General features: G+C 69.0%; 23 protein-coding genes and 2 pseudogenes. 3 read left to right on the top strand and 22 right to left on the bottom strand.

What is annotated here, in order from left to right:
• Window positions 1-467: 467 nt before the first annotated feature.
• Window positions 468-1,551, bottom strand: a pseudogene (locus E4T13_RS15645) (IS5 family transposase).
• Between the two features lie 220 nt (window positions 1,552-1,771).
• Here E4T13_RS15645 and E4T13_RS15640 point away from each other — a divergent pair.
• From E4T13_RS15640 to E4T13_RS15630, 3 genes are all read left to right on the top strand, one after another.
• Complete coding sequence (locus tag E4T13_RS15640; protein WP_137179228.1) at window positions 1,772-2,671, top strand: hypothetical protein; 900 nt, start codon at window positions 1,772-1,774, stop codon at window positions 2,669-2,671.
• 17 nt (window positions 2,672-2,688) lie between these two features.
• A complete protein-coding gene (locus E4T13_RS15635; RefSeq protein WP_206030193.1) occupies window positions 2,689-4,077 on the top strand; it encodes a CHAP domain-containing protein in 1,389 nt (462 codons plus the stop codon).
• Window positions 4,078-4,151: 74 nt separating this feature from the next.
• On the top strand, window positions 4,152-4,619 hold the full coding sequence (locus tag E4T13_RS15630) for an N-acetylmuramoyl-L-alanine amidase (RefSeq protein ID WP_137179227.1): 468 nt from the start codon (window positions 4,152-4,154) through the stop codon (window positions 4,617-4,619).
• Window positions 4,620-5,081: 462 nt separating this feature from the next.
• On the opposite strand, the gene E4T13_RS31005 is transcribed toward E4T13_RS15630, so the two are convergent.
• The 21 genes and pseudogenes from E4T13_RS31005 to E4T13_RS15530 all read right to left on the bottom strand — a co-directional run bounded on the left by E4T13_RS31005 (window position 5,082) and on the right by E4T13_RS15530 (window position 22,155).
• Entirely contained in the window at window positions 5,082-5,192 is a 111-nt protein-coding gene (locus tag E4T13_RS31005; RefSeq protein ID WP_368773293.1) for a transposase domain-containing protein, read from the bottom strand.
• Window positions 5,143-5,930 (bottom strand): annotated as a pseudogene (tnpC, locus tag E4T13_RS31000) (IS66 family transposase). The gene E4T13_RS31005 and the pseudogene tnpC overlap by 50 nt, the downstream one beginning before the upstream one ends.
• A 21-nt stretch (window positions 5,931-5,951) precedes the next feature.
• On the bottom strand, window positions 5,952-6,437 hold the full coding sequence (locus E4T13_RS15615; protein WP_137179224.1) for a hypothetical protein: 486 nt from the start codon (window positions 6,435-6,437) through the stop codon (window positions 5,952-5,954).
• Window positions 6,437-7,375 carry a hypothetical protein gene (locus tag E4T13_RS15610; protein ID WP_137179223.1) on the bottom strand — a complete coding sequence of 313 codons (939 nt, stop codon included), beginning with the start codon at window positions 7,373-7,375 and terminating at the stop codon, window positions 6,437-6,439. Before E4T13_RS15610 ends, E4T13_RS15615 begins: the two co-directional genes overlap by 1 nt.
• Window positions 7,372-10,944 (bottom strand): phage tail protein, encoded by a 3,573-nt coding sequence (locus tag E4T13_RS15605; RefSeq protein ID WP_137179222.1) that lies wholly within the window; start codon window positions 10,942-10,944, stop codon window positions 7,372-7,374. Before E4T13_RS15605 ends, E4T13_RS15610 begins: the two co-directional genes overlap by 4 nt.
• A 3-nt stretch (window positions 10,945-10,947) precedes the next feature.
• Entirely contained in the window at window positions 10,948-11,349 is a 402-nt protein-coding gene (locus E4T13_RS15600) for an NlpC/P60 family protein (protein WP_137179221.1), read from the bottom strand.
• Entirely contained in the window at window positions 11,346-12,209 is an 864-nt protein-coding gene (locus tag E4T13_RS15595; protein ID WP_137179220.1) for a DUF2163 domain-containing protein, read from the bottom strand. Before E4T13_RS15595 ends, E4T13_RS15600 begins: the two co-directional genes overlap by 4 nt.
• Complete coding sequence (locus E4T13_RS15590; RefSeq protein ID WP_137179219.1) at window positions 12,206-12,826, bottom strand: DUF2460 domain-containing protein; 621 nt, start codon at window positions 12,824-12,826, stop codon at window positions 12,206-12,208. The genes E4T13_RS15595 and E4T13_RS15590 overlap by 4 nt, the downstream gene beginning before the upstream one ends.
• Window positions 12,826-14,994, bottom strand: a complete 2,169-nt coding sequence (locus E4T13_RS15585; RefSeq protein ID WP_137179218.1) for a tape measure protein — start codon at window positions 14,992-14,994, stop codon at window positions 12,826-12,828. Before E4T13_RS15585 ends, E4T13_RS15590 begins: the two co-directional genes overlap by 1 nt.
• Window positions 14,984-15,169, bottom strand: coding sequence for a hypothetical protein (locus tag E4T13_RS15580; RefSeq protein WP_137179217.1), 186 nt, complete (start codon window positions 15,167-15,169; stop codon window positions 14,984-14,986). Before E4T13_RS15580 ends, E4T13_RS15585 begins: the two co-directional genes overlap by 11 nt.
• Before the next feature lie 152 nt (window positions 15,170-15,321).
• The gene (locus E4T13_RS15575; RefSeq protein ID WP_137179216.1) at window positions 15,322-15,699 is read right to left on the bottom strand and encodes a hypothetical protein; all 378 of its coding nucleotides are present in this window, start codon (window positions 15,697-15,699) and stop codon (window positions 15,322-15,324) included.
• Window positions 15,700-15,943: 244 nt separating this feature from the next.
• The gene (locus tag E4T13_RS15570; protein ID WP_137179215.1) at window positions 15,944-17,602 is read right to left on the bottom strand and encodes a DEAD/DEAH box helicase; all 1,659 of its coding nucleotides are present in this window, start codon (window positions 17,600-17,602) and stop codon (window positions 15,944-15,946) included.
• Window positions 17,599-18,063 (bottom strand): hypothetical protein, encoded by a 465-nt coding sequence (locus E4T13_RS15565; RefSeq protein ID WP_137179214.1) that lies wholly within the window; start codon window positions 18,061-18,063, stop codon window positions 17,599-17,601. The genes E4T13_RS15570 and E4T13_RS15565 overlap by 4 nt, the downstream gene beginning before the upstream one ends.
• A 2-nt stretch (window positions 18,064-18,065) precedes the next feature.
• Entirely contained in the window at window positions 18,066-18,653 is a 588-nt protein-coding gene (locus E4T13_RS15560; protein WP_137179213.1) for a hypothetical protein, read from the bottom strand.
• A gap of 238 nt (window positions 18,654-18,891) precedes the next feature.
• Window positions 18,892-19,848, bottom strand: coding sequence for a phage tail tube protein (locus tag E4T13_RS15555; protein WP_137179212.1), 957 nt, complete (start codon window positions 19,846-19,848; stop codon window positions 18,892-18,894).
• Between the two features lie 24 nt (window positions 19,849-19,872).
• Window positions 19,873-20,319 (bottom strand): hypothetical protein, encoded by a 447-nt coding sequence (locus E4T13_RS15550; protein ID WP_137179211.1) that lies wholly within the window; start codon window positions 20,317-20,319, stop codon window positions 19,873-19,875.
• Complete coding sequence (locus E4T13_RS30790) at window positions 20,316-20,444, bottom strand: hypothetical protein (protein ID WP_256370457.1); 129 nt, start codon at window positions 20,442-20,444, stop codon at window positions 20,316-20,318. Before E4T13_RS30790 ends, E4T13_RS15550 begins: the two co-directional genes overlap by 4 nt.
• On the bottom strand, window positions 20,441-21,175 hold the full coding sequence (locus E4T13_RS15545) for a DUF6441 family protein (protein ID WP_137179210.1): 735 nt from the start codon (window positions 21,173-21,175) through the stop codon (window positions 20,441-20,443). Before E4T13_RS15545 ends, E4T13_RS30790 begins: the two co-directional genes overlap by 4 nt.
• On the bottom strand, window positions 21,172-21,492 hold the full coding sequence (locus E4T13_RS15540; protein WP_137179209.1) for a phage holin family protein: 321 nt from the start codon (window positions 21,490-21,492) through the stop codon (window positions 21,172-21,174). Before E4T13_RS15540 ends, E4T13_RS15545 begins: the two co-directional genes overlap by 4 nt.
• 10 nt (window positions 21,493-21,502) lie before the next feature.
• Window positions 21,503-21,808: a hypothetical protein gene (locus E4T13_RS15535; RefSeq protein WP_137179208.1), complete on the bottom strand. Its 306-nt coding sequence runs from the start codon at window positions 21,806-21,808 to the stop codon at window positions 21,503-21,505.
• Window positions 21,805-22,155, bottom strand: a complete 351-nt coding sequence (locus E4T13_RS15530) for a DUF2190 family protein (protein ID WP_137179207.1) — start codon at window positions 22,153-22,155, stop codon at window positions 21,805-21,807. Before E4T13_RS15530 ends, E4T13_RS15535 begins: the two co-directional genes overlap by 4 nt.

The raw sequence follows: 22,155 nt of genomic DNA, 5'->3' as shown, positions 1-22,155 counted from the left end.
GCTACCCAGCGGCTCAAGCACGATGCATCGCTGCGCGTGCAGGGAGCAGTGAGCGGCCTGATGCGCTGGCCAGATGTTTCGCGAAGATTCCAGCTCCTGACGGCGCGTCTGAAAACCCAAGGCAGCCACGCGATTACCGGGGGGCGCCAGATGACCAAAAGCGCACAGGTTATGTATCCTTTGCCGAGGCCGACAGTATGGGGCGAGCCACCCCGACGCTCCACAATTCTGAGAATTGGAAACACTAAACGGAAACATAAATTGCATGGCGAACGCAAGAGGAACGATCGAAGCGCTGCAAGTGGAGTGGCCCCCATCAAACCGGTCAAGCGGACACCTCGAATAACCTCGTCATTGGGCGCTGCTAAGGGCCATTGATGGTGCCATTGCGGACGGACCGGGCGTTTCCGATCCCTGATCCGCCCCCGCATGGCAGGCGGTATGGGCGTTTCCGGCGCTTGGATCCGTCAGGCGGGCACAGCTTGCCCCTCAACCCAGACCAAGCGGCGCATGTTGTAGGCGAGGTTGGCCAGCGTGATCCGCGCGGTGGCACGCGCCAGGCCGATGCAGCGGATGACGAGGCCCATGCGCCGCTTTTCGGTAGCGAAGACATGCTCGACGAGGCCGCGCACTCGCGCACTGGTCGCGTTGCCGCAGGCGATGTGGGCGGGCATTGGCCGCCCGCGCGGCTTGGCGCGCTGGAACTCGGGCCGCAGGCCGCGCCAGTCCAGTAGCTCGAGGTTCGCCTTGCTGCGGTAGGCGGTGTCGGCCCACACGCCGCTGCCCGTGTTGACCGGATCAAGCACGGCACCGAGCTGGCCGCCGTCGTGCCGCGCCGCGTCGGTGACGGCGAAGCGGCGAATGAAGCCGTGCGCGCGGTCGATGCCGAGGTGGTTCTTGTAGCCGAAGACCGGCACCGCGATCTCCGCCACCGCCTGGCGCGGGGCGCCTCCCTCGGGCAGCCTGGCCTTGCGACCGCGGTTGAGCGTCCAGCGGCCCTCGCGGTCGATCTGCCGCGTGCGCGCCTTTGACCAGCCCTCCGGCGTGCCGCCGTCGCGCAGGGTCTGCTTCTCGTCCTTCGTCAGCCGGGGCCGCCGGGCCTCGACGACGGTCGCGTCCACGATCTGCCCGCCCATAGCAAGGAAGCCGCGCTCGGCGAGCGCATCGCATCAAAGCATGCGAACAGCCTCGCCAGGGCGCCGGCGGGCGTCAGCTGCTCGCGGTAGAGCCAGATCGTCTTGGCGTCCGGCACCGCGTCCTGCAGCGCCAAGCCGGCGAAGCGCATGAAGCTGAGCCAGTCGCGCAGCTGATACTCGGCCTGATCATCCGAAAGCGTGTAGAGCGCCTGCAGCACCAGGACGCGGAACATCAGCACCGCGTCCCAGGTGGCCGCCCGCCACGGCTGCGGTCGGCTCGCGGCAGCGCCGCCTCCAGCTCCGCGCGGAATGCCTCGATGTCCACCGCCGCGCGCAGCCGCTCCAGCGGATCGCCCGAGGCCGACAGCCACCGCAGCCGCTCCTCCGCGTCGGACAACCCGGGCTGTCCTGCCATCCGTCGCTCCCGCCGTCACCAGCAGCAGCGAGTCAGCCCGCAGCCGTCAGCACCAGGGGTCTTTCGAGGTGTCCAATCGCCCATCTGCCCAAAGGGCTCAAAAGTTGGATCCGTTCTCCGTTTGTCCCAAGCGCCAGGAACGTTGCGATCGTGGTGCGGGTGCAGATAGTCTGACCTCGTCTGTTGCCAAACTGCACCATCGAACGGGAGTGTTGGCTGCATGCGGAGCAATGTTTACAGCCTGCGCGTGCTACTGCTGGGCTGCGCATTGCTGCTACAGCTTGGTTGCTCGACATATAGCGGCGTCGCAGAGTTCTCGAGCTACCGTGACGCTTGGTCGCGTTCAGCCGACATCGGCGAGGACATCCTTGACAGGCTAGCGGTAGCCGAGCGCGGCATCCATAGCCGCGCCTTCCCGTTCAACGCGCGGCGCAGCGGCTTTGCGGTGGTCGACGCGGCCTACCTGGTGCCGGCCACCGATCCACCGGCGACAGCAGCCTACCGACGGCTGCTGCGCAGCGTGCGCAACTACAATGAGGCGCTCTACGGGCTTGCGTCGGGCCAAGAGGCAGCGGCGATCGTCGGACGCATCAATCGGCTTGCGGCGCTTGGCGCGATGGCGGCGGCGGAAGCCACGCTAATCGCGGGCGCAGGCCCGACCTCCGGCCTCGCGGCCACAGCCGTGGCGACACAGGGCGTGAACGAGGCACTGAAGGGGCTCGCGCCCCTAGCGACGCAGATCGTGGCGTTCGAGACAAGGCGACAGTTTCGCCAGCGCCTACTGGATCATGAGCCCTACATTAGCCGCGCAATCGCGGAGGCGCGGGACAGCACGCCGCGCGTCTTCGAATTGCTGCGCGGGAACATCGCGGGCGCCGCTAACGCGGACCCAAATCGCACTCGGTTAACCGTGGCCGAAGAGGACGAGATTCGGCGGCTGCGGATCTTGCTCGCGAACTGGGTGGTACTGCTCGACGCGTCCCTTGGCGCGCTGTCAGTGGCAACAGTGGCGGTGCGCGACGCGCCCGGTGCGGGCGGCTACGACGGACTACTTTTGGCGGGCGAGCAACTTGCGGCCGCGGCGCAAGCGGCACGTCTCGCGCTTGCCGGTGGCGACTGACCAGAGAGGTGCGAGAGATGGCTGCGATCGAGGAAGTCCGCGACGCGATTGAGGCGGCGCAGGCCGATCGGGAGACGGCGCAAGCCGCGGGGCACATGGCAGCCTTCCGCGCGATCTTCATTCACATTGTTGAACCGCTGAACGCGCAAGAGCAGCGGATGCTGCTAGACCCCGGGCCGGACACAACGGAATACGCGCTTGCGCTGCGGGTGTTGGACGATGGCATGGTCGCGGTGGGCGCCGCGCACACGCCGCGATGCGCTGCGCGGGCGGCGGCACTGCGTGCGCTGCTGGGCCAAAGACCGGTCACGCCGCCAGCGACCGTGAACCCCGACATCCCGCCCGAGCCGCCAGTGCCCTCGCTGGATCGGCCGGAGCCGCCGCCAGCGGGTGTGCCAGGGCGCTTCGTCGCGGCGCGGCGCACGCTGCCTAAGATCGTGATCTACGTCGACGCCGAAGGGCGCGAGGTACTGCGCGAAGGTGGCTCTCGGTCATGGCGTAACAACAATCCGGGCAATATCCGCAAGGGTAGCTTTACAGAGAATGCGGGGGCTATCGGCGATGATGGCGCCTTCGCGATCTTCCCCGACGAGGAGACCGGTTTCGCGGCGATCGTCGCGCTGCTGCGCACGCCCTCTTACGCTCCATTGAGTCTGCGCGACGCGATCTTCCGTTATGCTCCGCCATCCGAGAATCAGTCCGATCACTACCTCGCCTTTGTGATCCAGCACAGCGGCGTCGGGCGAGAACACGTGCTGCGTGACATTGGCGCGGCGGCGCTGAAGCGGGTGGCGCGGGCGATCCGCGACATGGAGGGCTGGACGCCCGGGGCCGAGCGGCCGAATGCGCCGGCATCGGTTGTGATGTCGGGCGGCGGCGTGTCGGGTGCGGCGGCGGCAGCGCAGGAATGGATGGCCGTGGCCGAGCGCGAGGCGGCGCTGCCGGAGCGCGATCGGTCAGCCTGGCCAGATCCGGGAGAGAATCCGCGCATCCTCGAGTATTTCCGCGTGGCAGCGGCATGGTTCGAGCCGGGCGACGGCGACGAGACGGATTGGTGCGCAGCCTTCGTGAATTGGTGCCTGATCCAAAGCGGGCATGTCGGCACCGATCACCCGGGCGCTCGGTCCTTCTTCTGGAATCGCAAGGGGCAGTTCCTGCGTCTGCCGGGGCCGGTGAAGGGCGCGATTGGGGTGATCCGGCGCAGTCCGCCGACGGTGGATGACGCGTGGGAGAGTGGGCACGGGCATGTGGGCTTCGTGACGTCGTTTACGACGACGCAGGTGACGCTGCTCGGCGGCAACCAGACGCGCACGGTGCGGCGGCAGACATATCCGATGGAGGAGCGGGACGCGCAGGGCCGCGTCACGTCGCGGTTCGTGGCTTTCCTAATGCCGGTGATGAACTGAAGCCCTGAGGCGGAGGTGATTCCGGAAAGCGTGGTTGTTATTGTAGGGCACAGAAGGCTGCTTAGGGGACGAAGATGCGAAAGATCGATCAGATCATCTGGCACTGTGCTGCAACGCCAGAGGGGCGCGATGTAAAGATCGATGAGATCCGCGGATGGCACATGAATGACCGCGGCTGGTCTGACATTGGATATCATTATGTCATTGAGCTCGATGGTTCGGTGCGCACGGGACGTCCACTTATCCGAGTTGGCGCGCATGTCCAGGGACGGAACGCGAACTCCATCGGTATCTGCTATGTCGGCGGGACCGATAAGAAGGGGAAGGCCAAGGACACCCGTGAACCTGAGCAGAAGAAGGCGCTCTATGGTCTTACCGCGGAACTCCTACGACGCTTTCCTGGCGCTACCGTGCACGGTCACAACGAATTCGCTGCCAAGGCCTGCCCCAGCTTTGACGTAAGGACGGATTGGCAGGCGCACTTGATGACGCTCGGCATACCACGCGAGGACATCGAGGAGGAGGAAGACGCGAAACTCTAGCGGAAGCAGAGATCACGTCCCCCGTGAAGGCGAGCGGTCTCGAACGTCGTTCCATCATCAGACTGCACGCCGCTTCGTCACCTGCACCGCCAACGGCGTCGCCGCGAGATCCACCATCGAGGCGCTGACGTTCCGCGCGATCACGCGCACGCTGTTGTTCGACCATGTCTGGACGGTCCCCGCCCTGCAAGCATGATCTTTTCGGCTGGCTTGGGCGGCGCGCGTGCGGTCATGTCTCCGGACTTTGATTGCCGCCCTGCGGCGGCTGGCCTCGATGGGTTCCGCGGCTCGGGTCCCAAACAAACGTGAGCTCTTTCACGAGCGGTGGTCGAAACGGGCTGGTCCGATCCTGGTCGCGTCGACCGTCTTCGCCATCCTCCTTGATCACCCCCGCAAGCTCACCGCCCCCGCGATGCCGTTAAGCGTGCACTGCCGGCTACGGTGTCGGTGGCTTGACGCGGCTCAGGCTGCGTCGGGCCGCAGGTTCCAGGGCGCGAGATCGCCGATGCGGTTGATCGGGTGATCAGCGATCCGGTCGAGCAGCGCGCACAGGTAGGCTGCGAGCCCAACCATTCATCTCCGCGGTGCCGACCAGGGTGTAGATGATCGCCGCGCGCCTGCCGCCCTCGGGTGCTCCGGCGAACGGGTAGTTCTTCCGCCCCAGTGCCAGCGGGCGCATCCGCCGCTCGGCGGCGTTGTTGTGCAGGCAGGCGCGGCCGTCGCGCAGCACCGTCGTCAGCGCGCCCCACTGCGCCAGGGCGTAGCGGATCGCCTTGGCCAGGTCCGACTTGCCGGAGATCCGCCGCAGCGTCGCCTCCAGCCAGGCGCGCAGATCGGCCATCACCGGTGCCGAGCGGGCCTGGCGGGCTCCGAGGCGGTATTCCGGCGGCTGACCGTGGATCTCCGCCTGATGGCGAACAGCGGCTGCATGCGCTCGATCGCCTCGCGCGCCAGCGGGCTGCCATTGGCCAGCAGCTCGTCGTGGAAGTACCGCCGCGCATGCGTCCAGTACGCCGCCTCGATGATCCTGCCGCTCTCGTAGAGGGCGTTGAACCAGGCGTAGGCGTCGGCCTGCAGGATGCCCCGGAAGTCGCGCAGCCGCCGCTGCGGATGCTCGCCCTTCCGGTCCGGCGTGAACTCGCAGAACACCGCGGGCGGATCGCGCCCGCCGAATGGTCGGTCATCTCGCAGATAGGCCCAGAACCGTGCCGCCTGCGTCCGGCCGCGGCCGGGGGAGAGCATCGGCATCGGCGTGTCGTCGGCATGGACCAGCGGCCCTGCCAGCGCGTGGCGGCCGATGTACGCGGCCATCGGCTCGGTCACGCCCACCACTCACGCCCCCCACTCGAACCGCAGGAACGTCCGGCCCGGGTCACTGCCGTAGGACACCAGCCCGAAGGTCCCGCTCGGCCCGCAGGTGACGCGGAACTGGTGGCCAGGCGAGATAGCGATGTTCGCCTCTGGCACGTCGATCGTCTGATCCGGTGTGCCGCCAGGGTGGGAGGCCGTTCCCTCCGCGATCGTGTCCCAGGTCGAGCCGGCATTCGTGCTGCGCTGGATGCGCGCGAACACCGTACCTGCCGCGGAGCCGCCCTGTCCGTCATGCCGCACGCGCGCCCAGACGCGTGCGGAGCCGACGGCGGCGGGAACGGTCACGATGCTGCTGGTCGGGCTGAAGGCGTTCAGCGTGTCCACGGCCTCGGCGTTCCACACCACGCGGGAGGAGGAGAGCGCCTGCGAGGATGTGTAGTTGCCGTAGAGCCAGAGCTCGCCGAGCTGAAACTGCTGCATGGCGGCGACAGCGCCGGGCGAGATCATCAGGCGAGCTCCAGATTTCCGAACAGCACCCAGGTGTTGGCCGTGAGCTTCGTCGCCTGGACGACGGCGTGCTGGACGGCGGTGCTGGCGAGGTGCGTCGGCGCGACATTGACGGTCGCGCCGGAACCGGCGGCAAAGATCAGAGCGCCCGTCGAGGCCTGCGAGAAGGTCAGCGACGTGCCAAGCGAAAAGGCGGCGGTGGCGTCGGAGGGGAGCGTGATGGTGCAGGCGTTGGTGCAGCGGAACCAGTGGCCAGCCTGCCCGAGGGCCGGTGCAAGGGTACTGTCGGTGTGCGTCACGATGGGCGTTGTCGGGATCCCGAAGGCGAGGCCGGTGGCGCCCGCGTTCACCACGACGGCGCGCCCGGCCTGGCCGGCGTAGGTGCTCGGCGTGTCGGTGAGATCGAGGAAGGTCTCGGCGCCGGAGCCGGTAAACTCGAAGAACTCGAGCCCGTCCTCGTCGCCGTTCACGCGCAGCAGGCGGAGCGCCTGGCCGGCGTAGCTGTCCGGCGTGTCGGTGAGCGCGAGGAAGTTTTCGGCGCCGGCCGCGCCGTCTCCACCCTGCAGGATCACCGCCAGGCCGTCCGCCGTGCCATCGGTGCGGATCAGCGTGGCGCTGCCGGCGGCGACGATGACCGTCGTCGTGCCGCTCTGGACGATGACATCCTCGGTCGAAGTGGTGGCGTCCACGCTTATAACGGCGTAGCGCTCGACCAGCGGCAGGGTGACGGTACGGCCCGCGACGGTGGCGTTGATAACGCGCACGCCCAGCGCCTCGCGGTACTGCGCCGCTGTCAGCGTCACGTTGCCGGCAGCGAGATCGGCGACGAAGGTGGCGGTGATCGCCCGATCGAGCGCGGTGAAGGCCGCGTTGGCGGTGACCTCCTTCTGGCTCTGGCTCGCGACGATGAGCGGGATGGCGAGGTTGGGGGTGGTCATAGGTTGGCCCTTGCTGCGATGCCGCGGCCGACGTTGGCGCTGAGCTGAAAGACGCGGACGGTGATGCTGGCCTGGGGCGCGCCGAAGTCGGCGATCTGGTCGGCGGCGGTGTAGGTGGCCGCTGGTGCGGAGAGCCCGCTGAGGGTGCGCACCACTGTCTCGCCGTCGAGGATCTCCGCCTCGTAGGCTTCGGCCGCCTCGCTGAGCGGCACCTCGCCGGTGCCGTCCGCCCAGCCGCCGTTAATGCGGGTGCGGCGGATCCAGGTGATGCTCAGGTTGCCGTCCTCGTCGCGGCTGCCGGCGAGATGCGCCGGCGCGTAGGGCCGCTCCGCCCGGCCGCGGATGGACTTCGTCACCGTGGCTGCCGCGGTCTCGACCGTCTCGTAGATCGACGGCGCGCGGTGATGGCGCGTGGCAGCGATCTCGGAGGTCGCTGCCTGGAAGCGCAGCGCGTCGTCAAGCAGCACGAAGACATCACCGACGCCGCGGGCGGCGATCAGGTCCTCGGTGCCGCGCCGGCCGCGCAGCAGGGTGGTGAGCCGGTGGCGCCCGCCACCGAGATCGGCGGCGTCGCGGAACTGGATCAGTTCGGCCATGCCGTCGACGCCGATCAGCGCCGCGGTGTTCTCGCCGTTCAGCACCTCCAACGCCGAGGCGCCCTCCAGCGCGCCGCTCTCCAGCTGGACCTCAAGCGCGCCGGCCTCGTCCCAGATCCAGGGGCTGCGCGGCGCCGCCGGCATGGCGGTGACCACGCCCCAGGTCGCCGAGCGCGTGACAGCGCCGAGTTCCTCCCAGGCCAGCAGGTCGGGACTGCGGAACAGGGTGGCGCCGCGAAAGGCCTGGCCGCGATAGCCGCCGATCAGTGCGTATTCCCGCAGCCCTCCGCCGCCGAGGTCGTCGGCGTCGAGGAGCAGCGGCAGGTCGGGCAACAGCAGGCGGACGGCGTAGGGCAGCGGCAGCGTCGGCGGCACCCAGCCGGAGCCCCCGTCGGCCGGCGCGGTGAGTGCATAGGCCGCGGCATCTTCCGTCACCGCCTCGATCCGCGTCGTCCAGTTCGCGCCCAGCTGCGTCGAGAGCACGCGACAGCGGAGCGTCGCACCGTCCGCCAGACCGAGCGTGACCGGATCGGTCGGCACCAGCCTGGCGTGGCGCGGGCCGACGGCAAAGCTGAGCCGGGTGCGCTCGCGCCAAGTGGCGGTGATCAGCCGCCGCGCGATCGCCTTGGCCTCGCCGCCGGTGAGCGGGATCGGCAGGTCGAGCGTGCTGGTTGCCGTGGCGGCGACGGTCGGCGTCGGGCTGACCGGCCGCCGCCAGGACTGCGCGTTGGGTTCTCCTGCCCGGTCCACGTCGAGGAAGCGCACGGTCAGCTCGCGCGGCAGTTCGGCGTCCTGCGCCCGCTGCTCACTCAGTGCGGATGTGTCGGGCCTCTCCTGCACCAGGTCGGCATAGGGGACGGTCGCCACCACGCCGCCGGCGCGCTTGCGGAACACGAGCACATCATCCTGCTCCACTGCGTCGAACTGGAAGGCGCCGGCGAGCGGGGTGATGGCGTCGCGGGCAGACATGGGCCGCGGGAGAACATAGCCGCGCAGGCCGTCGGTGAGGCCCGCGACGTTGATGTCGCCCGGCGCGAGCCCGGCCCTGGTGCAGAGCTGCTGGACGACATCGCCGAGCGTCAGGTCGGTGGCCGTGGCGCGGGTGAGAAAGCGCTTGGTGGGGATGTCCGAGGTGCCCGAGAAGCCGATCACCGCGCCCTGCTCGTCAATCCAGAAGCGGTTGGAGAAATCCGCGCCGTTGGCGTTCCAGGTGGCGAGGCCGGTGCCGGTCTGCAGCACCAGGTCCCCGCCGAGGCCCCAGGTGCTGCCGAGCACCCGCTCCATGCGTCCCGGCCCGCCGGCGAAGCGGCCGACCGGCGCGTGATCGACGAGCTTCCAGACCACGCCAGAGCCGGGGGCATACTTGAAGGTGGAGTAGCGGCTGTAGGGTCCGGCGCTGCTGCCGGCGTTGCTGATGGTGATGACCAGCGTGCCGTCGCTCGCATCCCACCAGGCGTGGTGGATCAGCGGCCGGTCGCCGCCGGCGTCGATCTCGGCAGGCACGTCGATCGCGGGGAAGTCGGTGCGGGTGATGACGAGCGCGGGGCTGTAGCGCAGCCGGATCATCTCGATCCGCGGATCGGTGTTCCAGCCGGTGCCGCGAAGATGCCAGAGGTCCGCACCGGCCGTGCCGGTGGCGCCCGGCACGAGCTGCACATCCAGGATGTCGGTCTGGATGATGCCGTGCCGGCCGGGGATGGCGGGCGGGGAGGTGGCGTTCCGCCCGCCCCAGACGTAGCTCATGGTCTTGGCGTCGATGGTCACCGCGCCGGCCTGGCCGCCCTGCACGATCACCAGAGGGCGGGTGCTGCCATCCGGCTGTGGCACGGCGACGCTGGCGATCTGCATGGGCACGAAGAGCGCGATGGTGTCGTCGCCGTCGAAGACCGGGTTCGAGCCCTGCAGGGGGCCGAAGTAGGCGACGCCGCGCATGGTGTCCGGATCGATCTTCCAGAGTGGCACGCGCATGGACTGGCCGCCCGTCATGTAGAGAAAGCCGTCCACCCCGACATGCAGGATGCCGGCGGTGGTGCTGCTCTGGTTCGGCGCGCTGCCCTCGGGGAAGAAGTGGCCGAGCACCTGGTCGATGCGGTGCTCGCCGATGGTCTGCATGGTGACGAGGTCGTAGACGCGGATCATCTCGTCGGCGCCGCCACCGGCGGAGCCCGCGCGCTGGCGCCCCTCGTAGAGGCGGCCGCGGCGGTAATCGATCGCGACCCGATTGCTCCAGCCCGCACCCATGAAGAAGTCGCTCGGGTTGCTCTCGAAGAACGGCACGGCCGGCGGCTGGCCCGGCTGCTCCGGAAAGCTGCGGATCGCGCTGCCGGCGAGCTCGACCGTGACGTTCGGCATGCGGTTGCCGAAGCGGTCGAGCGGCACCCGCTCGAAGACGACGTAGGCCAGGCCGCGGTGCGCGGGGGCGTCCTCGCCCTCGATGCTGGCGATCAGCGGGTCGGGCAGCTGCGCCTCGTCGCCGGGATAGAAGCGCCAGGTGAGGCCCGGCACCTGGACGACGCCGGTCGCGGCCTCGGCGTCGAAGACCAGCTTGTCGTCGAGCCAGATCTTCAGCAGCTGGGCGTTGGGCGAGGGCGAGAGCCACTCGCAGAGACCCACCGCCCACGAAAGAAAATAGCTGTAGGTGGTCTGGGAGGGGCCGCGGCTGCCGCCCTTGCCGCGCTGGCGCTGGGTGGAGGACACCTCCTCGATCGCGGTTATCCAGATGACGTTGCCGGCGATTTTCGCCCGCCCGGTGGCGACCGGGATCGGCACGCCGTAGCTGGAGGTCTGGACGGTGAGGTCGGTGAGGCGCGGCCCCTGGGCGTCCTGGCCGCGCTGCGGAAAGAGCAGCGCGCCGGCGACACCGCCGAGCGCCCAGCCGACCTGGGCGCCGAGGAGCGTGCCGACGCCGGGGACGACGGAGCCGAGGGCCGCGCCGAGCGCGGCGCCGCCTCCAGCCACTGCAAGCTGGCCCATGCGCTACTCCGTCAGGCGAAAGGCGCCGATCAGGGCAGCGGCGAGCTCGCCCTCCATCGGCTGCTCGACGACGCGGCGGTGCGGCGCGTAGGCGTGAATGCAGGCCGGCACGCGCCAAGCGGGATGGAGGGAGGCGATGCCGACATGCCCGCCATAGAGGCCCATGCGGAACAGCAGCACGTCGCCGGGCTCCGCCGTTCCTATCCGCGTGGCGTGCGCAAGGATGCCCTCCAGCAGCCGCGTGCCCTGCGGCTCGCGGGCGTAGGGCGCGGGATCGGGCAGCGTGTGGCCGGCGTCGCGCGCAGCGAGCAGCACCAGGCCGATGCAGTCGAGGCCGGTGGTGCTGCGGCCGAGATGCCGCCAGAGCGTGCCGCAATAGGTGCGCGCGGCCTCGTCGATGGTCATGCCGGGGTGCTCACAGCGGCGAGCACGCCCGGCACGAAGGGCTCACCTCGGAAATTCAGGTAGTTGCCGAACACGCCTTGGCAGGTAGCCTTGCGCTTGTCACAGCCGGGCTGGACGTGCAGCACGTCGGCCACCGCCGGTGACACTGGCGGCGGCGCGAAGAGCGACAGCGTGCGGCTGGCCTGATCCCAGGCGAGCACCTCGCGCGCGACGCCCGCGTTCGGGCCGGACTGCCAGACCGCCACGCCGCCCTCGAAGTAGCTGCCAGCAAAGGCGGCGATGCCGTCATCGGCGAGGATCAGCGTTGTGCTGTCCGTCACCGCCTCGACGATGCCCTGCTGCGTCCAGCCGGCGCCGAATGCTAGATTCACCTTGCACCGGGCATCGCCCAGATCGGCGCGGCATTCCGGCTGGTAGACGGCGCCGATCACCGCCTGCAGCGGCTGCGCCAGGCCGCGCAGCTCGGCCGAGAACGATCCGTCGTCGCGCGCGGTGACCTCGCCCAGCCGGCCGCTGCGGAGCTTCAGCTCGCCATCGGCCAGGTTCGCGTAGTTCACCGCGAAGATCCGCACCTCGGCGTGGTCCCACAGCCCGGCACGGAGTTCCGCTGGATCGAGCGCGGCGCTGTCGAGCAGGCCGAGCAGCTCCGTCTCGTCGACGGCGAGCGTGGCGCCGGTGGCAATGGCGGCGCGCTGGTAGCCGAGCGCGGCGAGGTAGGTTTCGCCGCCGTAGAGGATGTCGCGGTCGTGGTCGGTGAAGCGAAAAACCGCGCCGTCGCGGCGCTGGACGCGCCAGAGCGTGGCGAGGGTGGTGGCCTGCCCAGCGAGGTGCGCGGCGAGACCGGCGGAGACGGCCTTCATTCCCTGAGCTCCACGACGGGGATGCCGGACCACTCGCCGATGTCATGGGTGCGCAGCGTCAGCGACAGCGCATCGGTGTCGAAGCGCGCCGGCACGTCGAATTCACACTGCGCCTCGACCGCCTGGTCCGCCGGCGCGCGCAGCGCCGCGCCGAGGGTGATCACGCCGGACGAAAGATTCACCTGGAACTGCGCGGAGCCGGGGCCGAGGCTGCGCTCGGTGCCGGCCACCCAGCAGCGCACGGTGCCGGTGATCGGGCGCGTGATTCGCCGTGCCACCTGCTCCCCGCCGCTGCTGTAGAGTTTCACCAGCTGGAACGTCGCCTGCGTGCCGTCCGTCACGCCGATCGCCTGGCGCGGCAGCTGGTAGTCGGACCAGTCCTTGAACCGGAAGCCGCGCAGCTGGCCGCGGCGGGCGATGTAGAAGGCGAGCAGCGCCTCGACGTCCGTGCGTCCCTTGAGCCCCGTCGCCACGTTGTAGCGCCGGCGCGCCTCTGCCCAGTTTGCCTGGCGCTGCTCGTGGCCGCCGGTCGAGGTGGTGATGACGGTCGCGAAGGTCGGGCCGCCCTCCGCACCCAGCGCGATGCGGTCGGGAAAGCGCACGTCGTCGAAGGACATCAGATGCTCCGCTGGCTTCGCCGCAGCGCCCGGTTGAGCTCGGCCAGGATCGCGCCCTGGCTGGCGCGGAAGGATCCGGCGTCCGGCGTGCTGACGTTGAACACGACATTGATCGGCGCCGCCGTGGCCTCGACGCCGAGCCGGCCGTTGCGGCCGCGCCGCAGCGGCAGGATTGCCTCCGGCCCGGCCTCACCCATCAGCCCGACGCCGTGAGCAAAGGGGAACACGGTCGGCCGATCGACGATGCCGCCCGTCGCGAAGGGGATCAGGCCGCGAGGGCCGAAGGCGTTGCCGCGCGCGCTGGCGACCGCCGGGCCACCGAGCAGGCTGCCGATCCCGGCGAGTGCCGAATTGAGCAGGCCGGTAGCGGCGTTCGCCAGCGGCTCGGTGACCAGCTTGCGGGTGCCGATGCGCAGCAGGTCTCGCTCGAGGCCCTTGAGCAGTTCGCCGAAGCCGCGGCCTTCCACCACGGCGTCCTCGAAGGCCGAGGAGAAGGCGAGACCAAGCTCGCGGGCCGCGTCCCCCGTCCGCTCGGTGTCCTGCCGCAGCCGGCCCTCCGCCGTCTCCAGTTCGGCGATGGCGGCCTTGGCCTCCCGGCCGATCGTCTCCTCCGACAGCGGTCGGCCGGCGCGCTCGCTGCGCTGGACGAGATCACCGAGCCGCTCCAGGCGGCGGGCATAGCGCTCATAAGCTGTCTCGTTGTCCTGGATCAGCCGCTCGCGCTCGCGCAGGACTTCCGTGACCTCCCGCTCGGCGTCGCGGTTGTCCCGCTGGGCGGCGGCGACCCGGCGCGTCGTACCCTCCAGCCGGCGCAGCGCCTCGTCGCGCTCCCCGGTCGCCAGTGCCTCCAACCGGCTGCGCTCGGCAGCATCGATGGCGCCGGCGGCCTCCGCCTCGCGCAGGCGCCGGACCCGCTCATCGTATTCGCGGGTGATCCGGAAGCGATCGTCGAGATCACGGCGGAGGTCCAGCACATCCTGGGTGGCGCGGCGGCGGCGGGCGTCGGTGCCCGCCTGGCCGGCGCGCTCCTGCTCCTCCAGGCGGCGGGTCAGCGCACCGCGCTCGGCGGTGTCGATCTCCTCCAGGATGGCGAAGTAGCTTTGGCGCAGCTCCTCCAGGCGCTGGGTTCGATCGATACCGGCCTGGCTCTCGGCCGTGCCAACCAGGCCGGGCCGGATGCTGCCGCGGCGGACAGGCGCGCGCAGGCTGGGGCGGCCGTCGCCCTCCGCCTCCAGCCGGCCGATCTCGGCCGAGAGCGTTGCGGCCTGGCGCTGTAGGTCGGCTAGGCGCTCGCCCTCGTCGAGCAGGCCGATGCCGCGGCGTGTGCCGTCCATCCCCCGTGCCGCCGCCGACAGGCCACGCGCCAGCGCGTTCGACAGGCCGACGGCGCGATCGAGCTGCCCGAGGAAGTTTTCGGTGGCGGCGGTGAGCTGGCCGAAGGCACGGCCGAGGGAGAGCGGCGCCTTGTCGAGTTCGGCGCCGAGCCGCTCCGTCGCGCGCAGCAGGGCCGGGAAGACCCGCTCGGCAGTGAGCTTGCCCTCGGAGCCGAGCTTGCGGAGATCACCGATCGAGACGCCGAGCTCCTTGGCCAGCCCCTCTGCCAGCAGCGGCATGGCCTCGAGGATGGAGCGCAGCTCGTCGCCCTGCAGCACGCCCGAGGCGAGCGCCTGGGCAAGCTGCAGCGTGGCCGACGAAATCTCCTGCGTCGATGCACCGGAGACGATGGCGACGCGCTGCAGGCCGTCGACGAGGCGGACCACCTGGTCGGAGGTGGCGCCGATCTCGCGCGCGGCGATCGAGAAGCGCTGGAAGGCGTCGACGCTCTCGCCGACCGCGACGCCGGTCTGCAGCGCGTTGCGGTAGAGCGCCTCGTAGACCTGCCCCGCGCGCTCGACCGAGCCGGTCGCGTTCTGCAGGCGCGAGAGGCTCTGGGTCAGCGCATCACCCGCCTGCACCAGAGCGCGGGCGGCCACCGCCACGCCGGCGAGCTGGATCCCGCGCGTGGCGACGTCCATCAGCGACAGCGCGCGGGAGGCGGTGTCGGCGCCGTCGCGGATGCGCTCCAGGCTGCGCTGGCCGGTCTCGCCGACCTCACGCAGCCCGGCCTTCACGCGGGCAGCATCGTCCAGCGAAAGCCGCACCGAGACGCGACGGGTGCTATCCGCCATGAGCGACACCTCCTGCGTCCGGGGTGGGAGAGACACGCGCCGCCAGGCCCTCGGCGAGGCCAAGCCGCAGCGCAGTCAGCAGTTCAGCGGCGGCCCAGCCGGAGGCGCCGAGTTCACGTGCCATCGCCAGCGCGCCGGCCAGGTCGAGATCCGCGCCAACGCTGCTGGCGGTCACGCAGGCCGTGCCAGCGCTCCACACCGCGGCGCCCGTCACGGTGCACGGCGCATGCGCGGTGTAGGGGCATGCCTCGCGGCAATCGCGGCCAAGCGCGTCGCAGCCGCGGCAGTAGTCGGGCCCGCGGCCGAAGTGCCAGGCGGCGCGGGCCTTCAGACGTTTCCCTCCGCGGCCATCGCGGTGACCGGTGCCGTGGCGCGGTCCCAGAAGGCGGCAGCGATGTCGTCGAGGTCCATCAGCCGCTCGACCGCCTCGGGCGAGAGCGGCAGCGGCTGGCCCGCCGCATCGCCGACACCATCCCACGCAGTGACCGCATGGCGGGCGAGCGCCTTGACGAGGAAGGCGAAGGACAGGCCGCGCGCCATGTCGGGGTCGAGGTCGGGGTCGGCGATCCGGATCGCAGCTAGGCGCCGCGCCGCGGCGGCCTGCGCTGCCGCCATGACGGCGGTCGTCACGGGCCGGATCTCGATGCGCACGCCGCGCGGCAGGTCGAGCCAGTACGGCTCGGCCGGGAGGTCGAGAGTGAGCATAGGGTGCTCCGTTCAGGGTTGTGGAGGATCCGCCGGAAAAGCGTGGTTGTAGGGTGCGCAGGGCGGTGCCCAGCGCCGGCAGGGGCTTTGGCACGACAGGCAGTCGCCCTGAGAAAGCAGGCTTAGCGGTGAACGCTACAGCCGAGGTCGACCCGGGGCGGTCATTTGAGGTTATGTCCTAGGCGCAAGGGCAAACTTCCACGCTAACACTGACGTCGCCTCAGCTGAGCGAGCCTCTACCCAGTCAGTCGGCCAAAATGGCGAGTGTTTGGCTCAGATTGTTGGGGTCGAGGAATTGGACCTCGGTCGAGCGCGAGCTGGCTACGAGCGCCGTAGCCATGGCAGCCATCTTCTCCTCCTCTCCGGTCCCCTCGTAGAACAGCATGTAGGTGGCCTTCGGATTGCCAATGGTGCTGCGGATGCGACTCACCTCCTGCCAGGTGACGTCGTCGCGTGACTTGGGGCTGTAGAATATCGCGTAGTCGCCCTCTGGGAGGTCGAGGCCGCGCTTGCCGGTATCGCGCGTTATCAGCAGCAGGCAGTTGCTCGTGGTACGAAAGCGCGCGAGGGAGGCGTTGTTGTCTTCAGTGCTTCGATCGCCGTGCACAGTCAGTATCTCCAAATCCATTTTTCGCAGAAGTTCGGCCGCTACCTCCAGGATGCGGATGTTACGGAGGAACAGAATTCCGCGTTGTCCCAGGCGCAGCCTGGCTATATCCTCTACGACTTCAAGCTTAGCTCGTGGCCCGGCGAGCATCGCCCCATCGAGTGTCGTCGCCGGAGCCACGATCCGGTCGACGGCGACTGAATATTTGCCCTCAAAGTCAGCAGTGTATTTCCAGGTCTCCTCCCGCTTGGTGGTCACATCCTTCGCCATGTCCTCATAGAGGAAGTCGGGCAGGTGAACCATCTTCTCGAGGCGACCCAGCAGTCCGGACACCGGGCTGGATTGGGATACGCGCGGGCCCTTGGGCCAAAGCGCAAGCTTGCCCGCGCGGATCTGTGACAGGCGGGGAAGAACGTAGCTGCTTTCGATGTGGAAGCGGACGGTGCCGGAGATCCAGTTCAGCAGCAGCGCAACTTCCTGTTCAACGGCTGAGGCGACCTTCTTCACGTTCGGGTCGGTTACGGCGATGGCGTGGATTCGGGCATGCGGCACGAACGTCGAGTAATAGCGCTCGGGCACGGAGACGTAGATTGGGCGAAGGCGCACGTCGAGAAAGCGGCGGAAGGCCGCATGAGCACTCGCATCCACCTGCTGTTCGGTGCTGGCGGTCTCTCCGGCGCTTGCGATCTCCGGCGTCGTCGCGCTGACAAGTAGGACCCGGCATTCTATTGAAAGCTTTGAGCGCAGCAACTCGAGCGGTTCGTGGAATGCCGCCGAGACGCCCCTCGCCAGATAGCGCAGAGTTAGAAACGCATCGAACTCGTCGATCACCAGCAATTTGATCCTTTCGATCGCGTGCGCGTCGACCGCGCCCGACTGCAGCCGGTTCGCAAGGAACTCAGGCATCCCGAATAGCACCTTGCTGTATTCGAATGCCGCGCGGACGCGTTGGTCGCTATCTCGTGCGTCGATCCCGACGAGCCCCGTGCTGGCCGTCGGGCCGAGCCAAAGAGACCGCTCGCGTAACTGGGATAAGAGTGTCTTGCGCGGGGCGGTGAACAGGACGCGCTCGTCTGGAGAGGCAGTGAGGAAGAGTGCCGACGCCATTCCGCAGATCAGCGTCTTGCCCGTGCCGGTTGGCAGCGTAAGGACCGCATTGCGTCCGCCGAGCAAGGCCTCGGCGCACTTCACCGCCGCCGTCAATTGGTAGGCGCGGACCTCGTAATTTTGGATCTCCGCACCTCGAACAAGCGCCCTTCGAAGCGCCGCGCGGGCCTTCGCTCTGTCGAAGGTCACGCGGCGGGCGAACTCGGCTTGAACTTGTTATTGATGTCACGGCGCAGTCGAAACCCAACAAACAATCCCCAGACCAGAAGCACTATCTGGAGGACTAGCATGATGACGAAGAACGCGTTGTAGATGGTGACGTAGTTACCTGGGAAGCTTACGTTCTGGTCTATTCGCACGGCATTAAAAAAGTGGAGCACGGTGAAGCCGAAGCCGGCGATGATGAAGGTCATCACCATAGGCTGCCAGTTGAACAACTCGACAAATCCGTAGCGGCACTCGCGGCGGGCGGCTACCTCTTTGTCGTCGCTGCCGTCGTTAATGTCCCACTTGGTGCGCAGCGCCTGCAGCTTAGACAGCCAGTTGCCAAGATGGATCGAGAATAGGCTGACAAGCAGGCCGAAGAGCGTCATCAGCGAGCCGGCAAGCGAGACGAGGGTCGTCGCCTCTAACTGTGTGGTTGGTCCCATGTTCAGGCCCCTAGGCGCTTCAGAAGTTCAGGAAAAAGCTGGGAAGGGACATCAAGCGTGCGCCGACCTGGCGACTGCGCCTTGTTGACTGGCGGCGATAGCGCCACTTCATCACTGAAGACATCTTCCAATATGACGCTCAGCTCGCGGTAGGCGAGATTGTCGAGCGACACGGGCACGTATTTGAGGCCGTCACCCTTTTTGTTGTTCTTGTCCGCCTCGTCGTTCTTCGCCTTCAGCGCAGCACGGAGCTTCTCACGGCCCTTGGTGCGCCAGGCGGTGTGCTGCTTCTCCAGTAAGACGCGTGAGATATATGCGGCGCGCCCGTAGGGCACCGAGAAATTGTTGAAGATGCGCTCAGCCGAGGGAACCTCACCAGCGTAAAAGATAGGCAACAAGTGGAGGAGCCAGTCGGTTTGCTGCTCGGTCATCGACTGATAGCTCGTCCGCCCGCCCATCCAAGCGATGACCTGATTGACTGCGAATTTGGCCAGGGCCTCTCGCTTGATAGGGTCGGACTCTAGTTGCGTCTTGATCGAATTGGTCAGTCCGTCCAGCAACGCATCCTCAAACTCGACCTCGATCTTCATGCTGCCCCCTTCATTGCGGAGCAGGATAGCATCGCGCGAGAGCGGCAAAAAGGGATAACGGTCGACTGGAAAATTTCACATTTCATTACTCGGTCTACTGCACCACCTGAACAAATGACGTTTCAGGTGCTTCGCACTCCGAGGTAGATGGCGAACATGGGCGCAGGGCGGCCACCCTGGCGTAGGTCACATATGTCCGCTTCCCGCCCCAAGCAACCGACCCAGCCGAGCCTGGGCATTACGCATACTCCGTCCCGGCCTGCTGGTTCCGCAGAACAGCGGTCATCATCGATGCGGCCGTCGCGTTGAACGCCGCGCGGAATTCGAAGCTTGCCTCGATCCCCGCCGGCCCCTCGATCGGCGTCTTGGCGAGCGCGAGGTAGGCCTCGTAGACCGTGAAGGTGAGGCTGCGGTTCTCGTCGATCGCATAGCTGAAGGCGAAGGCCGCCTGGACGTTGTTCAGCGCCTGGTTCAGCAGGATGGTGTCGGCGAAGCGCGCGGTGATCTGGCCTGTCGCGCGCGCGATGCCGGGATCCGCGCCTTCGATCTTGCGGTCGGCGCGGATGGTGCGCACTGCCTCCACGCTGTTCGAGTAGGCAAGCCGCGCGCCGGTGACCTGCGCGAGCGGCCAGCCGCCGCGCGCGATCGAGCCCTGCGCCTTGTTGAAGGCCGTGTAGGCCGCGGTGATCGGCGTGCCGCCGGAGGACGACGCGCCGCGTGCCGAGCCCTGGCCCATCAGTCCGAAGGTGGCCGTGGCCGGCCCACTCGGCGAGAAGTCGATCTCCAGCGTGTCGGCGCGCACGCCGGTGCACAGATCGTAGCTCGGCACGTCGGGGTAGCCGATCTCGATCGCGTTGGAGGGCAGCGCCGGCGCGCCCGACGTGAAGGTGTGGACGAAGTTCGGGCTGGTCCCGGTGGTGGTGGGCGGCCCGAGCAGCAGCCGCAGCCAGTGGCCGATGTTGTTCAGGTCCACCGGCACGACGACCTGTCCCTGCACCGTGACCGTGTCGAGGAAGGGCGCCGCGGGATCGCGGCCGTTTCCGACGCCGAGGACATCGGCATCGAGCAGCGGCTGCTCGGCGCCGAGATCGCAGGAGAGGAAGGGCATGCGCCGGAAGTCGTCCGTCGGCGCGTTGCCGTAGGTCTCCTCCGGCAGCATGAGCAGGCGGCAATTGGCGCCGATGGCACGCGGCATTTCTTTCGTCCTTCCGCCAGATTGTCAGGCCAGCGCGGAGCCGGCGGTGGTGAACCAGAGGGTGACGGGCGCCAGGGCGGTGCGGGCGGCAGCCGCGCCCTCAAACTCGGTGTCCTGGAACTCGGGCGAGCCCGGCTGCGCCCATTCCACGGCGCCGCCGAGGGTGCGGTCAGCGGTGATGGCGTTGCCGATGGCGACGAGCAACGCGTCGAGCAGGGCGGTGCGCGTCGCGGGTGTCGCGCCCGCCACGGTCACCTCGACCTCGGCGCGATGCTCGATGGCCCAAGACAGCGGCGAGAGGATCGCGGTCTCCTCCACGGTGTCGCCATCACGCAGCACCACGAGCCCGCCGGGCGGGAGCCGCTGCGGCACCGTCTCGCTGCGCAGCACCAGCGGCGCCGGGTTCCTGCTGGCCAAGCCTGCCGCCAGCGTGGCGTGCAGCGCGGCAAGCGCACTCTCGCGCGTGCTCACGCCCACCCCAGCAGCGTCGCGAAGAACCGGCCCGCCACCCAGGTGAGCGCCAGCCCGAACATCACGCCGATCCAGCCGAGGACGGACAGCGTCGTCAGGAGCGCGAGACTCGCACGCTTGCTCATACGGACCTCCCGCTCTCGCGTTCCCAGGCGGCGACGAACCGGCCCGGCAGACGGCGCAGGCCGCGCTCGGCGGCGCCCTTCACGTCGAGGCGCTTGGTGAGCGTCACCTTCGGCAGCAGCAGGAACATCGGCACCATGCCGCGCTCCAGCATTGCGCGCGCCCAGGCCTCGCGGCCCTTGCGGTTGCCCGTGCCGACCTCGGCCACGCCGCCGGCGATCAGCTGCGTGCGTCGCCCGCGGCGACGTCCCCGACCGATCCCCTGCGCCTCATAGAGCGGCAGGCACCAGACGAAGCCGCGGCCGGATTTGAACGGCCGGAGGAAGGCCTGGCCCGACGCGACCATCTGCGCCGGCGTCACCCGCATGCCCTTCTCGCCGCGGCCCCTGCGCCCTCTGGCCGCATTGAAGCCGGTCGGGATAGCCAGGAATTTGCGGCCGCCCTTCGCGCGGATGACGGCGCCGCGTTCGAAGGCGTCGATGATGGCCGGCACCTTCGTCCAGACGAGGCCGGCGGGACGCAGCGACTGGCCACTGCGGGGAAAGATCTGCGACCGCCAGGCATTGGCGATGCCGCGGGCATTGCCGCCGAGCGAGCCGGTGACCTGCTTGCGCAGCTCGCCCTTCACCTGATCGGTTTCGCCGCGGATTGCCGACATCGCCGCGCGCTCACCGGCCCGGACCTCGGCGGCGAGCACCTGCCGCAGGTCGCCGACAGCGGCTCGCAGCCTCACACCGGCGGATCCCGCGGCGGCAGGCCGGCGCGATAGCGCAGCAGGGCGACGGCCAGATCGTTGAGCGCAGCCTGGCCGAGGTAGCCGAACACGAAGGCGAACAGGAACCGGCCGTATTCGTTGAACTCGAGCAGGCCGCCGAGTGCATAACCGGCGCTGCCGACGAGCGCGGCGGAGGGCACCTCCCAGACCAGACACCAGCCGAAGCGGCGGCGCTGCGGGTTGTTCCAGCGGACGAACCCGCCCGCCAGGCCGGCCGCGGCGCCCATCGCGAGGTCGAGCAGGATCGACCAGGAGCCGGGATTGCTCTGGGACATCGTGGGCCTCCTATCGCTGGCAGAAGATGCGCCATGCGACGCCGGCCGCGTCGCGCTCGGCGTGCTGAACGGTGAGGATGTCCGTGCCGAGGACGAACACGTCGCCGGCCCGGACGTCTGGCAGCACGGCGACCGGCACGGTCAGCACGTCCGTGGCCTGGACCAGCGTGGTGCCGAAGGCGTCGCGCAGCTGGTCCGGGGCGGAGCGCAGCACGCGCAGGGCGACCGGCGGCGCCGCGCCGCGCTGCCAGGTGGCGTCCGCGCCGAGGTTTGGATCCGCCGCCAGCAACGCCAGCGCGGCGTCAAAGGCGGTCACGCGCCGGCGGCCGGCACGCGGGCGAGCATGACGTGCACGGTGGTGTCGGCGGCAAGCGCGGCCTCGGTGACGATGCCCACCTGGAAGTTGCTCGTCCCCGTCGTCGTAAGCCGACGGTTCGTGTTGTCCCAGAACACCCGCGCCCCGGCCGTCATCGCCTGCGTGGGATCCTTGGCGAGCTCGAACTCGCCGCGGGTCTCGCATTCGACCGTGGCGTTCTGCGCGGCGTCGGATGCCGCGACGCCGAAGAAGGCGCCGACCAGCATGCCCTGGCCGGAGAGGATGCCCCCGACATAGGGCACCGCCATCGGGATGGACCGCGCCTCAGGGCGGATCATGTTGCGCAT

Source organism: Roseomonas sp. AR75 (assembly GCF_005222815.1).
GTDB lineage: Bacteria > Pseudomonadota > Alphaproteobacteria > Acetobacterales > Acetobacteraceae > Falsiroseomonas.
The sequence above is the reverse complement of the archived record's forward strand: the minus strand, read 5'-3'. Positions and strand labels throughout refer to the sequence as shown.